The following is a 13,538-nucleotide window of genomic DNA, read 5'->3' as shown; positions in this document are numbered from 1 at the left end:
CCACCGTTTTTCGTCCCCTTGTTGGGGGTCTGCACGTGTGCGCCCGATGCGATCCTTCGTGGGATCGCATCGGGCGCCCCGGGCGCCTCACTTCACCTCGAACGCGCCTTCAGGCCAATCCCGCACCTCACAGCGGCACGATGTCCGGCGCCCCGAGCCGCGCCGCGTCCGCCGTCAGGTCGTCCGGCTGGCGCTGCGACTCGCGCTCCGCCTCCACGCGCTTGCGGTAGTGCTCGACCTCCTTGTCGATCTGATCCTTGTCCCAGCCGAGCACCGGCGCCATCAACTCGGCGCACTCGCGGGCGCTGCGCGTCCCGCGGTCGAACGTCTCGATCGAGATCCGGGTCCGCCGCGTCAGGACGTCGTCGAGATGGCGGGCCCCCTCGTGCGAGGCCGCGTACACGATCTCGGCGCGCAGATAGTCCTCGGCGGCGGCCAGCGGCTCGCCGAGCCGCGGGTCGGCGGCGATGAGCTCCAGCAGCTCCTCGACCATCGCCCCGTACCGGTTGAGCAGATGCTCCACACGCACCACATGGAGTCCGGTCCGCGCGGCGATCCCGGCCCGCGCGTTCCACAGGGCGCGGTAGCCCTCGGCGCCGAGCAGCGGGGTGTCCTCCGTCACGCAGGCGGCCACCCGCTGGTCCAGCCCGTGCACCACCTCGTCCACCGCGTCCTTGGCCATGACCCGGTACGTCGTGTACTTGCCGCCGGCCACGACGACCATGCCCGGCACCGGGTGCGCCACCGTGTGCTCGCGCGACAGCTTGCTCGTCGCGTCGGACTCGCCGGCCAGCAGCGGGCGCAGCCCGGCGTACACCCCCTCCACGTCGTCACGCGTCAGCGGTACGGAGAGGACCGAGTTGACGTGTTCGAGCAGATAGTCGATGTCCGCGCTGGAGGCCGCCGGATGCGCCTTGTCGAGGTCCCAGTCGGTGTCGGTGGTGCCCACGATCCAGTGCCGGCCCCAGGGGATCACGAAGAGCACCGACTTCTCGGTGCGCAGGATCAGTCCGGTCGATGAGTGGATGCGGTCCTTGGGGACGACCAGGTGGATGCCCTTGGAGGCCCGGACGTGGAACTGTCCGCGCTCGCCTATGAGCGCCTGGGTGTCGTCCGTCCACACCCCGGTCGCGTTGACGATCTGCTTCGCCCGGATCTCGTACTCACCGCCGCCGTCCACGTCCCGCACACGGGCGCCGACGACCCGCTCGCCCTCGCGCAGGAAGCCCACCACCCGGGCCCTGCTGGCGACATGCGCGCCGTAACTGGCCGCCGTGCGCACCAGGGTGGCCACGTAGCGGGCGTCGTCCATCTGCGCGTCGTAGTACTGCAACGCGCCGACCAGCGCGTCCTTCTTGAGCGCGGGCGCGGCGCGCAGCGCGTGCCGGCGGGAGAGGTGCCGGTGCGTCGGCAGCCCCCGGCCGTGGCCCGACGAGAACGACATCGCGTCGTACAGCGCGACGCCCGATCCCGCGTAGAACCGCTCCCAGCCCTTGTGCCGCAGCGGATAGAGGAACGGCACCGGCTTCACCAGGTGCGGGGCCAGCCGTTCGAGCAGGAGTCCGCGCTCCTTGAGCGCCTCCCTGACGAGGCCGAAGTCGAGCATCTCCAGATAGCGCAGCCCGCCGTGGATCAGCTTGCTCGACCGGCTCGATGTGCCCGAGGCCCAGTCGCGCGCCTCCACGAGCCCGGTCGCGAGTCCGCGGGTCACGGCGTCGAGCGCGGTCCCCGCGCCGACCACTCCCGCGCCCACGACCAGCACGTCCAGTTCGCGCTCGGCCATCCCCGCCAGGGCCGTGGCGCGCTCCTCCGGTCCCAGTGTCGCTGTCCTCACCGCTGCCTCCCGTCTCCCCCCGTGTTGTTCGGGCTCTTCGATTCTGTCCGGACTCAGGGACTTCAGCCATCGGCTGTGGACAACGCCGTTCGACGATCGGATCAGACCCTGGAAATCCGCAGATATGTACCGCCATGTCCGGCCATGTAATGACGCATATCGGTCATATTTACGCCTAGTCTGACATTGCGCTCGCTCGTTCTGTCCACACGGGTTGCGCCCACTGTCTCCTCCGGTTACGGGAAAGGACGGCCCACATGCCCGCAGACCTCGCCGTCATCGGACTCGGCCATCTCGGCCTGCCCCTCGCCCAGGCCGCCGTGGCAGCCGGCATCGAGACCATCGGCTACGACACCGATCCCCGGCCCGTCGCCGAACTCGCCGCGGGCCGCACCCCCGTCGACGGCTCACTCACCCCCTCCGACGTCCGCCGCATGCTCTCCGGCGGCTTCCGGCCCACCACCAACCCGACGGAACTCGGCCGGGTCCGCACCGCCGTCATCTGCGCGCCCACCCCGCTCGGCCCCGACCGCACCCTCGACCTCGGCGCCGTCGGCGAGGCCGCCCGCGCCCTGGCCGCCCGGCTGCGCCCGCACACCACCGTGCTGCTCGAATCACCGGCCGGCCCCGGCACCACCGAGGGGTTCCTTCGCACCATCCTGGAAGAGGGCTCGGGTCTGCGTGCCGGACGCGACTTCCACCTCGCCTACTCCCCCGGCCGCCTCGACCCGGGCCGCCGTACCCACGGCCACGCCAACACCCCCAAGGTGATCGGCGGACTCACCCCCGCCTGCACCGAATCGGCCGCCGCCTTCTACGGACGCCTCACCGACAAGGTCGTCCGCGCGCGCGGACCGCGCGAGGCGGAGACCGTCAAACTCCTCGAAACCAACTTCAGGCACGTCAACATCGCCCTCGTCAACGAGATGGCCGTGCTCTGCCACGACCTCGGCGTCGACCTCTGGGACGTCATCCGGTGCGCCGAGACCAAGCCGTTCGGCTTCCAGGCATTCCGCCCCGGCCCCGGCGTCGGCGGCCACGGGGTCCCCGTCGACCCCAGCTACCTCCCGCACGCGGGCCGCACCCCGGGCCACCCGCTGCGGATGGTCGGTCTCGCCCAGGAGATCAACAACCGCATGCCGCAGTACGTGATCCAGCGCTGCGCCACGCTCCTCAACGAGCACGGCAAGTCCGCCCGCGGTGCCCGCGTCCTGCTGCTCGGCGTCACCTACAAGCCGGACCACGCCGACCAGGAGAGCTCACCGGCCACCGAGATCGCCTGCCGGCTGATGGACCTCGGCGCGACCGTCAGCTACCAGGACCCCTACGTCCTCGACTGGCGCGTACGCGAACAGCCGGTCCCGCGCGCCGACTCTCTTTACGAGGCCGCGGCGCAGGCGGATCTGACGGTGCTGCTCCAGCACCACCGCACGTACGACCTCCAAGGTCTCGCCGTGAAGGCCCAGTTGCTCCTGGACACCAGAGGGGCGAGCCCGGCGGGCGCCGCGTACCGCCTCTGAGGGGACGGCGCGCCGGTCCTGCACCGGCCGCCCACCCGTACTCCGTCGCCGGGGAATTGCCTGCGGGACTGTCGTCGCGGACTGCTATGGTCCAGGGCGCTCGCACAACGGTGCGAGCTTTCCTTGGGGGATTCTTCACATGAGCCAGTCTGTTCCGCCGCCCGGAAACCCGTTCGCCGGCGGCGCCGTCCCGCCCGGCCCCGGCACCCCGTTCGCCCCGGCCCCGGCGGTCCGCGACAACGTGGGCCTCGGTCTGGCGGCGGCGGCCGGTACCGCGATCGTCGCCGCCGCCGTCTACGGCGGGATCGCCGGTGCCATCGAGAGCGAGATCGGTTTCGCCGCCATCGGCGTCGGCTTCGTCATCGGTCTGGTCGCCGGCAAGGTCGGTGGCCGCAACCCGGTCCTCGCCGTGGTCAGCGCCGTGTTCGCGCTCGCCGCCGTCTACCTGGGCCAGATCTTCGGCATCGCCATCATCGGTGCCGAGGAGCTGGGCCTGTCGACGACGGAGATGCTGTTCGACCACTTCAGCCTGCTGACGGACGCGTGGAACGCGGGCAAGGAGGCGATGACGTTCCTCTTCTTCGCCCTCGCCGCCTTCGCGGCCTTCTCGGCGGCGAAGAAAGCCTGACGCTCGCGCGCCGGAAAGACGGTGCCCCGGACCGCGTACGGTCCGGGGCACCGTCGTCCGCCGTTCTCAGCGGCTGTGCTGCGAGTCGGCGACCGTCACCTCGACGCGCTGGAACTCCTTCAGCTCGCTGTAACCGGTCGTCGCCATCGCCCTCTTGAGCGCGCCGAAGAAGTTCATCGAACCGTCCGGGCTGTGCGAGGGACCGGTCAGGATCTCCTCCGTCGTACCCACGATGCCCAGATCCACCAGCTTGCCGCGCGGCACGTCCTCGTGGACGGCCTCCATGCCCCAGTGGTGCCCCTTGCCCGGCGCGTCGTTCGCCCGCGCCAGCGGGGAGCCCATCATCACCGCGTCGGCCCCGCAGGCCACGGCCTTGGGCAGGTCGCCGGACCAGCCGACACCACCGTCCGCGATCACGTGCACGTACCGGCCGCCGGACTCGTCCATGTAGTCGCGCCGGGCGGCGGCCACATCCGCGACCGCGGTCGCCATCGGCACCTGGATGCCCAGCACGTTACGGGTGGTGTGCGCGGCCCCGCCGCCGAAGCCCACCAGCACACCGGCGGCGCCGGTGCGCATCAGGTGCAGCGACGCGGTGTACGTGGCGCAGCCGCCGACGATGACCGGGACGTCCAGCTCGTAGATGAACTGCTTCAGGTTCAGTGGCTCGGCGGCGCCCGACACGTGCTCGGCGGAGACCGTCGTACCGCGGATGACGAAGATGTCGACCCCGGCGTCCACGACGGCCTTGGAGAACTGCGCGGTGCGCTGCGGCGAGAGCGCGGCGGCCGTGACCACGCCCGAGTCGCGCACCTCCTTGATGCGCCGGCCGATCAGCTCCTCCTGGATCGGCGCGGCGTAGATCTCCTGGAGCCGGCGGTTGGCGGTCGCCTCGTCCAGCTCGGCGATCTCGTCCAGTAGCGGCTGCGGGTCCTCGTAACGGGTCCACAGGCCCTCGAGGTTGAGCACACCGAGCCCGCCCAGCTCACCGATGCGGATCGCGGTGCTCGGCGACACGACGGAGTCCATGGGGGCGGCCAGGAACGGCAGCTCGAATCGGTAGGCATCGATCTGCCAGGCGATCGAGACCTCCTTCGGGTCGCGGGTGCGCCGGCTGGGGACGACGGCGATGTCGTCGAAGGCGTACGCGCGGCGTCCGCGCTTGCCACGGCCGATCTCGATCTCAGTCACGATGTGGGGCCTTTCCTCTGCGTCAGCCGTCCCAGTATCCCCGACACACCGATGCCGCCGGTGAGTGGCTGGCCACCGGCGGCATCGGTACGGGTTCAGTGCTGGTTGTAGTTCGGTGCCTCGACCGTCATCTGGATGTCGTGCGGGTGGCTCTCCTTGAGACCGGCCGCCGTGATCCGCACGAACCGTCCCTTGCGCTCCATCTCCTCGATGGAGGCCGCGCCCACATAGCCCATCGTCTGCCGCAGCCCGCCGATCAGCTGGTGCAGTACGGCGCCGAGCGGGCCCCGGTAGGGCACCTGGCCCTCGATGCCCTCGGGCACGAGCTTGTCGTCGGAGGAGACGTCCGACTGGAAGTAGCGGTCCTTGGAGTACGAACGGGCCTGGCCGCGCGACTGCATCGCGCCCAGCGAGCCCATGCCGCGGTAGGACTTGAACTGCTTGCCGTTGATGAACTGCAACTCGCCCGGGGACTCCTCGCACCCGGCGAGCAGGCTGCCGAGCATGACGGTGCTGGCGCCGGCGGCGAGCGCCTTGCCGATGTCGCCCGAATACTGGAGGCCGCCGTCGCCGATGACCGGGACCCCGGCGGCGAGGGCGACGGTCGCCGCCTCGTAGATCGCCGTGACCTGCGGGACCCCGATACCGGCCACCACGCGCGTGGTGCAGATGGAGCCGGGGCCGACCCCCACCTTGACGCCGTCGACACCGGCGTCGATGAGCGCCTTGGCGCCGTCACTGGTGGCGATGTTGCCGCCGATGACGTCCACGGCGACGCTCGACTTGATCTTGGACATCCAGCTGAGCGCGTTGCTGTTGTGGCCGTGCGAGGTGTCGACGACGAGGAAGTCGACCCCGGCCTCGGCCAGCGCCTGGGCGCGGTCGAGCGCCTCCTGGCTCGCTCCCACGGCGGCGCCGACGAGCAGCCGGCCCTCGGCGTCCTTGGCGGCGTTCGGGTACTTCTCCGCCTTGACGAAGTCCTTGACGGTGATGAGGCCCTTGAGGATGCCCGCGTCGTCGACCAGCGGCAGCTTCTCGATCTTGTGGCGGCGCAGCAGCTCCATGGCGTCCACGCCGGAGATGCCGACCTTGCCGGTGACCAGCGGCATCGGCGTCATGACCTCGCGCACCTGGCGCGAGCGGTCCGACTCGAAGGCCATGTCACGGTTGGTGACGATGCCCAGGAGCTTGCCGGCGCGGTCGGTGACCGGGACGCCGCTGATGCGGAACTTGGCGCAGAGCTGGTCCGCCTCGCCGAGCGTCGCGTCCGGGTGAACCGTGATCGGGTCGCTGACCATGCCGGACTCGGAGCGCTTCACGAGGTCGACCTGGTTGGCCTGGTCGGCGATGGAGAGGTTGCGGTGCAGCACGCCGACACCGCCCTGGCGGGCCATCGCGATGGCCATGCGCGCCTCGGTGACCTTGTCCATGGCCGCCGAGAGCAGCGGGATGTTCACCCGCACGTTCCGGGAGACCTGGGACGCGGTGTCGACCTCGTTGGGCAGCACCTCCGAGGCTCCCGGCAGCAGCAGCACGTCGTCGTATGTCAGCCCGAGCGTCGCGAACTTCCCGGGCACTCCGTCGACGTTTGCAGTCATGACACCTTCCCCAGATGGCCTTGATCGGTGCGGATGTCCATGCTAACGGGCGCCGCGGGGGTCTCATTCCACGGTCGCCATGATCAGGTCCGGAGGACACCGTGATCGGCTACCGGGGCCGCCGTGACCGGCTCCCGCCGGCCGCGCCCTACTGCTCGGCCAGCGCGCGCAGTCTGCTGAGCGCGCGGTGCTGCGCGACCCGTACGGCGCCGGGCGACATCCCCAGCATCTGGCCGGTCTCCTCGGCGGTCAGCCCCACGGCGACGCGCAGCACCAGCAGCTCGCGCTGATTGTCCGGGAGGTTGGCCAGGAGCTTCTTCGCCCACTCGGCGTCGCTGCTGAGCAGCGCGCGCTCCTCCGGACCGAGCGAGTCGTCGGGCCGCTCGGGCATCTCGTCGGAGGGCACGGCCGTCGACCCCGGGTGCCGCATGGCGGCCCGCTGGAGATCGGCGACCTTGTGCGCGGCGATGGCGAAGACGAAGGCCTCGAAGGGCTTTCCGGTGTCCTTGTAGCGCGGCAGCGCCATCAGGACGGCGACGCAGACCTCCTGCGCGAGGTCCTCCGTGAAGTGCCGTGCGTCACCGGGCAGTCGGTTGAGTCTGGTGCGGCAGTAGCGCAGCGCGAGCGGGTGCACATGAGCCAGGAGATCGTGCGTGGCCCGCCCGTCGCCCTCGACGGCACGGTGAACGAGCGCACCGATCACCGTGGTCTCGTCATCGCGCATCCGACCATGGTGCCCCGGCCTCTGCGGATCCGTGGCACCGCGTTCATAGTTGTGCACCGAAGCGTTATGAGTAGGTGCGGAGGAACCCATCGCCAGCGCCCTCCCCTTCCGCTCGCCCGACTCGTCCCCGAGGAACTCCACAACCCAAGGATGCGGCATCGGGCGGGAAACTGTGGCGCGCGGGCACCGACGGCCCTCTCCGCCGCCCCGTCCACCGCTCGGCGGACGGGGTTCCTCGACTCTCCGGACGGGCTGTCCGTACCCCCTGCGACCAGGCGCCTTCGGGTCCGGCCGACGACCGGACCCGGGCTTGTCCCGGAAGGCTGCGGGGCGGGTGGAGCCGACGACGCCTGGGCCGTGTCTGACAAATGGCGCCGCCCGCCCGTAGGGCGGGGCTCGCGGCGGCTGGTGCGGTGCATCGCGAGGCGGAGGATCGGACTCGTACCGGGCGTACTCGGCCGAGTCCGGCAACGCGGCGAGGTGCCGTACCAGGCGCCGCGGGCCAGGCGGGATTTGTCAGACACGGCCTAGCGGACCAGGCCCCAGCGGAATCCGAGAGCCACGGCGTGTGCCCGGTCCGAGGCGCCGAGCTTCTTGAACAGCCGGCGGGCATGGGTCTTGACCGTGTCCTCCGAGAGGAACAGCTCGCGCCCGATCTCCGCGTTGGACCGGCCGTGGCTCATGCCTTCGAGGACCTGGATCTCACGTGCCGTGAGCGTGGGCGCGGCGCCCATCTCGGCCGACCTGAGCCGGCGCGGGGCGAGCCGCCACGTGGGGTCGGCGAGCGCCTGGGTGACCGTCGCGCGCAGCTCCGCGCGGGACGCGTCCTTGTGCAGGTAGCCGCGGGCACCCGCGGCGACCGCGAGCGCGACGCCGTCCAGGTCCTCGGCGACCGTGAGCATGATGATCCGGGCGCCCGGGTCGGCGGACAGCAGCCGGCGGACGGTCTCGACGCCGCCCAGACCGGGCATGCGCACGTCCATCAGGATCAGGTCCGAGCGGTCGGCGCCCCAGCGGCGGAGAACTTCCTCGCCGTTGGCCGCGGTCGTCACGCGCTCGACACCGGGCACGGTCGCAACCGCACGGCGCAGCGCCTCTCGGGCAAGCGGGGAGTCGTCGCAGACGAGGACGGATGTCATGGCCGCCCTCCGCAGCTGATGCGCGTCACGTTGAGCCTCCAGGCTGAGTACATGTGGTCACCTGTGCGATTGACGCCATCGGACATGTGCCCGATCGCTTATTCCTTCAACCGCCTCGATCACTCAACGACGGTCACTCGAAAGAGTTACGGGTCCGGAATCGCCTTCGGCACTCTACGTGAGGACGCGTGCACAGAGCAGAGCCCTCGCAGGTCATGACTCGATCACTCTGAGCTATGCCCCATTTAGCTCTATTTCCTCCCCTTTTTTGGTGTCTGTGGCTAGATTCGTAATGAGTCATATTTACATCTACTTACACAGGAGATGTACGGTCGTGGGCACGGCGTGTTCCAGCGCGCCGAGCTCGTACCCGGCGTGCCAGGGCGCTCTCGGGCCCTGACCTGAGCAGGAAGTACAGGGCCCAGCGGCCCGTATCCGCCTCCACGGATTCAAGGGGACATGAGCAATGGCAGATTTCTCCCGGCTTCCCGGACCGAACGCAGATCTGTGGGACTGGCAGCTCCTCGCGGCCTGTCGTGGCGTCGACAGCTCGCTGTTCTTTCACCCGGAGGGAGAGCGGGGCGCGGCACGCAGCGCCCGTGAGACCTCGGCCAAGGAGGTCTGTATGAGATGCCCGGTGCGCGCGCAGTGCGCGGCCCACGCCATGGCGGTGCGTGAGCCGTACGGCGTGTGGGGCGGGCTGACCGAGGACGAACGCGAGGAGCTGATGGGGCGGGCCCGCACGCGGCTGATCGCCACCTCGGGGGCGAACGGCTCGGGTCGCGCCTGACCCTCCCCGCAATCAATGCAGAAACGTTCCTGCACTCCTGCGGGGGTCGTGCGGAGCCTCGGTGGAGCCACCCCGGCGGGGGCGCCGCCGCGCGGGCCGCGTCAGCGCGACGCGGCCCGCTCCAGCTGATCCAGCGTCGCCGCCACCGCCGGGACCCTCGCGAGGTCGGGCAGGGTGAGCGCGACGATCTCGCGCCGTACGGCGGGCTCGACGGTGACCGTACGGGCGCCCTTCGGCAGCACCGACTCCAGCGCCAGCTCCGGCAGGAAGGCCACCCCGAGCCCGGCCCCGACCAGACCGATCACCGCCGGGTAGTCGTCCGTCGCGAAATCGATGCGGGGGGTGAAGCCCGCCTTCTCGCAGGCGTCCACCAGCTGGTGGCGGCAGCGCGGACAGCCGGCGATCCACGCCTCGTCGGCGAGGTCACCGATCGCGACCGGGTCCGCCCCGGCCAGCCGGTGGCCCTCCGGCAGCAGTCCCACCAGCCGGTCGGTGAGCAGCGGCCGTACGACCAGGTCGTCCCACTCCTCGGCGCCGCCGGTGGAGTCGTAACGGAAGGCGAGCGCCAGGTCGCAGTCGCCGTCGCGCAGCATCTCGACGGAGCGGGGCGGTTCGGCGTCGACGAGTGAGACGCGGGTGCCCGGGTGGGCGGCGCGCAGGGCGGCGAGCGCGGTGGGGACGAGGGTGGAACTGCCGCTGGGGAACGAGACCAGCCGCACCCGCCCGGCGCGCAGGCCCGCGATGGCCGCGACCTCCTCCTCGGCGGCGGTGAGCCCCGACAGGATGCCCGCCGCGTGGCGTACGAGCGCCTCGCCGGCCTGGGTGAGGCGCATCGCGCGGCCGGTCCTGATCAGCAGGGTCGTGCCGACCGAAGCCTCCAGCACCTTCATCTGCTGGCTGACGGCCGGCTGGGTGCACCCCAGCTCGCGGGCGGCGGCGGAGAACGAGCCGGTGGCGGCGACGGCGCGCAGGACTCGGAGGTGACGGGCTTCGATCACCCCTCAAACATAAGGGAGACTTGGATCCATCAGGAAATTGGGGCGGGAACATTTGAGAGGCGTTACTCGGGGGCGGGGAGTTAGCGTGCCGGTCATGAAGCTTCTGACCGTGAACGCGGGACGGCCCAGGGCCGTCGAGTACACGGACGCGCCGGGCGGCGCGACCGGCATCGACAAGCGGCCGGTGGACGGCCCGGTCGCGGTGCGCGATCCCGGCCGGAAGGGCACCGGCGCCAGTGGGGTCGCCGGGGACACCGTGTGCGATCTGCGCCACCACGGCGGCAGCGACCAGGCGGTGTACGCGTACGCGCGGGAGGACCTCGACTTCTGGGAGCGGGAGTTGGGGCGTCCGCTGGCCAACGGCTGCTTCGGTGAGAACCTCACCACCTCGGGGATCGACCTGAACGGGACGAAGATCGGGGAACGCTGGCGGATCGGCCCGGACCTGGTGCTGGAGGCGACGAGCGGCCGGATCCCGTGCCGTACGTTCGCGGGCTTCCTCGGCGAGAGGGGCTGGGTCCGGCGGTTCACCCGGCAGGGTGTCACCGGTGCCTACTTCAGGGTCGTCGTGCCCGGCGAGATCCGCGCGGGCGACGCGATCGAGATCGTGCACCGGCCGGACCACGACGTGACGGTGGCGCTCGCCTTCCGCGCGGCGACGACCGAGCGCGAACTGCTGCCACGGGTACTGGCCGCCGGAGACGCCCTGCACACCGAGGAGTTGAGGATCGCGCGGGAGTACGTGGCCAAGCACGGCGACGTCCGCGTCGGTGCCGACACCGCCGAGGTCGTCTAGGGTCCGTCGTTTGGATCAGGCCGGATCAGTGAGCGGGGTCCGGTGCGTGCGCTCGCACGGCGGAGGACCGCCCTCGTACCGGACGTACCCGGGCGACCTGCGACAACGCGGCGAGGGCGCGTGCCGGACGCCGTGAGCCGGACGCCGGTTCGACGACAGGGCCTGGGGCGGGCCCACGGAGGGAGGAGCCCGTGCACCGCGCCGCGCGGCCGGGGCCGGTGTGCCGTTCGGTGCGTCCTTCCGACGGCCGGACGCCCGCTCGCACCGGTCGTGGGACCGTCTAACGTGCGCCCTATGACGACTGCTTTGATTACGGGCGCGACAGCGGGGATCGGCGCCGCCTTCGCCCGGCGGCTCGCCGCCGGCGGTACCTCCCAGTCCGGCGGGGTGGGAGGCGGCCACAACCTGGTGCTTGTCGCCCGCGACACCGAGCGCCTGCGGCGGCAGGCCACCGAACTCCACGATCTGCACGGCATCGAGGCGGAGGTGCTGACCGCCGACCTCGCCACGGACAGGGGGATCGAGGCGGTCGAGAAGCGTCTGGACGACCGCAAGCACCCCATCGATCTGCTGGTCAACAACGCGGGGTTCGGGAACAAGGGCCGGTTCCTCGACGTCTCCATGGCCGACGAGCTGACCATGCTGAAGGTGCACTGCGAGGCGGTGCTGCGGCTGACGTCGGCGGCCGTCGGCGGTATGAGGGAGCGCGGGCGCGGGGGTGTGGTGAACGTGTCGTCGGTGGCCGCGTTCGTACCGCGCGGGACGTACGGCGCGTCGAAGGCGTGGGTCGTGCAGTTCACCCAGGGGGCCGCCCGGGACCTCACCGGGACCGGGGTGCGGCTGATGGCGCTCTGCCCCGGCCTCACCCGGACGGAGTTCCACGACCGGGCCGGGATGGGGACGGACAACATCCCCAACTGGATGTGGCTGGACGCGGACAAGCTGGTGACCGCGGCCCTGGCCGACCTGGCGCGCGGCAAGACGGTGTCGGTGCCCGATCCGCGGTACAAGGCGCTGATGGGCGCGGTGAAGCTGACGCCGCGCGGGCTGCTCGGCGGGCTGACGTCGAAGACGGGGCGCAAGTACGGCCCTCGGTAGCCGGACCGGCGCGCCGACCCGTGTCACCCGGTGTGTGAAGACCTGTGCGGACCACCCCCGAGGAGAGCGACTCCCACCATGCACGACGCCACTGACAACCGGCCGTCCGCACTGCTCTCGATGGGGCCGGGCATCGCGGAGCGGCTGTTCTCCCCGGCCGGTCTGGTCCGGCTGACCGGTCTCGTACGGACCGATCCGGGTCTTGTCGCGCACACCCTGGCCGGCCCGTCCCCCGACGTGGCCGCCGCCCTCGCGGAAGCGGAACTGCTGATCACGTGCTGGGGCGCGCCCCCGCTCACCGCGGAGGTGCTGGCCGCCGCGCCCCGGCTGCGCGCGGTCGTGCACGCCGCGGGCACCGTCAAGCACCATGTCACGGAGGCATGCTGGGAGCGGGGCATCACGGTCGCCTCGGCGGCGGCGGCCAACGCCCGCCCCGTCGCGGAGTACACGCTGGCCGCGATCCTCTTCGCGGGCAAGGACGTCCTCGGCTCGGCGCACCGCTACCGGGAGGTGCGCGGCCCGCACGACTGGCACCGGGAGCTGGGCGGGGCGGGCAACTACCGCCGTACGGTCGGCATCGTCGGCGCGTCCCGGATCGGGCGCCGGGTGATCGAACTCCTGCGTCCGTTCGACCTCGACGTGATCCTTCACGACCCGTACGTGTCCGCCGACGAGGCGGCGGCGCTCGGCGTGGCGCCGGTGCCGCTGGACGAGCTGTGCGCGCGGGGCCACGTGGTGTCGGTCCACGCGCCGCAGGTCCCCGCCACCCACCGGATGATCGGCGCCGCGCAGCTCGCGGCGATGCGGGACGGGGCGACGCTGATCAACACGGCGCGCGGCTCGCTGATCGACGGGGAGGCGCTGCTGCCGCACCTGGTCTCCGGCCGGCTGAACGCGGTGCTGGATGTGACGGACCCCGAACCGCCGCCACCCGCCTCGCCGTTGTACGACCTGCCGAACGTGCTGCTGACGCCGCATGTCGCGGGCTCGCTGGGCGGTGAGATCCAGCGGATGGCTGATCAGGCGCTGGACGAGGTGGAACGGTACGTGAAGGGGCTGCCGTTCGAGGATCCCGTACTCCCGTCGTCGCTGCCGCACTCGGCGTAGCGGCGGGGACGGACGGCCGAACGCGGCGGGGGGGGGGGGGCGCGGGGGGGGGGGGGGGGCCATCCTGCTGGCTCTGTCTGTTTGGGGTGCTGGTGTGTTGTGTTTTGTGGTCTTG

The 13,538-nt window shown here is 71.3% G+C and carries 12 protein-coding genes; 6 read left to right on the top strand and 6 right to left on the bottom strand.

Going from position 1 to position 13,538, the window contains the following annotated elements; translation table 11 throughout:
- Nucleotides 1–127 precede the first annotated feature (127 nt).
- On the bottom strand, nt 128–1,834 hold the full coding sequence (locus tag ACZ61E_RS04085; protein WP_469697349.1) for a glycerol-3-phosphate dehydrogenase/oxidase: 1,707 nt from the start codon (nt 1,832–1,834) through the stop codon (nt 128–130).
- Between the two features lie 257 nt (nt 1,835–2,091).
- Between ACZ61E_RS04085 and ACZ61E_RS04080 the strand changes: the two genes are divergently transcribed.
- Together ACZ61E_RS04080 and ACZ61E_RS04075 are read left to right on the top strand one after the other, a co-directional pair.
- The gene (locus tag ACZ61E_RS04080) at nt 2,092–3,354 is read left to right on the top strand and encodes a nucleotide sugar dehydrogenase (RefSeq protein WP_469697347.1); all 1,263 of its coding nucleotides are present in this window, start codon (nt 2,092–2,094) and stop codon (nt 3,352–3,354) included.
- A 139-nt stretch (nt 3,355–3,493) separates the two neighbouring features.
- Nucleotides 3,494–3,982 carry a hypothetical protein gene (locus tag ACZ61E_RS04075; protein WP_469697346.1) on the top strand — a complete coding sequence of 163 codons (489 nt, stop codon included), beginning with the start codon at nt 3,494–3,496 and terminating at the stop codon, nt 3,980–3,982.
- Nucleotides 3,983–4,048: 66 nt separating this feature from the next.
- Here ACZ61E_RS04075 and ACZ61E_RS04070 read toward each other — a convergent pair whose 3' ends face one another.
- From ACZ61E_RS04070 to ACZ61E_RS04055, 4 genes are all read right to left on the bottom strand, one after another.
- Entirely contained in the window at nt 4,049–5,173 is a 1,125-nt protein-coding gene (locus tag ACZ61E_RS04070; protein WP_078075494.1) for a GuaB3 family IMP dehydrogenase-related protein, read from the bottom strand.
- Nucleotides 5,174–5,268: 95 nt separating this feature from the next.
- Entirely contained in the window at nt 5,269–6,771 is a 1,503-nt protein-coding gene (gene guaB / locus ACZ61E_RS04065) for an IMP dehydrogenase (protein WP_469697344.1), read from the bottom strand.
- A gap of 148 nt (nt 6,772–6,919) precedes the next feature.
- Nucleotides 6,920–7,495, bottom strand: coding sequence for a sigma-70 family RNA polymerase sigma factor (locus ACZ61E_RS04060; protein ID WP_469697343.1), 576 nt, complete (start codon nt 7,493–7,495; stop codon nt 6,920–6,922).
- A 527-nt stretch (nt 7,496–8,022) separates the two neighbouring features.
- Nucleotides 8,023–8,634 (bottom strand): response regulator transcription factor, encoded by a 612-nt coding sequence (locus tag ACZ61E_RS04055; protein ID WP_003948568.1) that lies wholly within the window; start codon nt 8,632–8,634, stop codon nt 8,023–8,025.
- A 466-nt stretch (nt 8,635–9,100) separates the two neighbouring features.
- Here ACZ61E_RS04055 and ACZ61E_RS04050 point away from each other — a divergent pair, with 466 nt between their 5' ends.
- The gene (locus ACZ61E_RS04050) at nt 9,101–9,424 is read left to right on the top strand and encodes a WhiB family transcriptional regulator (protein WP_069625260.1); all 324 of its coding nucleotides are present in this window, start codon (nt 9,101–9,103) and stop codon (nt 9,422–9,424) included.
- A gap of 101 nt (nt 9,425–9,525) precedes the next feature.
- On the opposite strand, the gene ACZ61E_RS04045 is transcribed toward ACZ61E_RS04050, so the two are convergent.
- On the bottom strand, nt 9,526–10,422 hold the full coding sequence (locus ACZ61E_RS04045) for a LysR family transcriptional regulator (RefSeq protein ID WP_469697341.1): 897 nt from the start codon (nt 10,420–10,422) through the stop codon (nt 9,526–9,528).
- Between the two features lie 94 nt (nt 10,423–10,516).
- Here ACZ61E_RS04045 and ACZ61E_RS04040 point away from each other — a divergent pair, with 94 nt between their 5' ends.
- The 3 genes from ACZ61E_RS04040 (at nt 10,517) to ACZ61E_RS04030 (ending at nt 13,423) form a co-directional block, all read left to right on the top strand.
- Nucleotides 10,517–11,218, top strand: a complete 702-nt coding sequence (locus ACZ61E_RS04040; RefSeq protein ID WP_469697339.1) for an MOSC domain-containing protein — start codon at nt 10,517–10,519, stop codon at nt 11,216–11,218.
- A gap of 294 nt (nt 11,219–11,512) precedes the next feature.
- Entirely contained in the window at nt 11,513–12,316 is an 804-nt protein-coding gene (locus ACZ61E_RS04035) for an SDR family NAD(P)-dependent oxidoreductase (protein ID WP_469697337.1), read from the top strand.
- Nucleotides 12,317–12,394: 78 nt separating this feature from the next.
- Nucleotides 12,395–13,423 carry a hydroxyacid dehydrogenase gene (locus tag ACZ61E_RS04030; protein ID WP_469697335.1) on the top strand — a complete coding sequence of 343 codons (1,029 nt, stop codon included), beginning with the start codon at nt 12,395–12,397 and terminating at the stop codon, nt 13,421–13,423.
- Nucleotides 13,424–13,538 lie beyond the last annotated feature (115 nt).

The organism is Streptomyces sp. NPDC104581, assembly GCF_055583685.1.
This window is presented reverse-complemented; position numbering and strand designations above follow the sequence as displayed.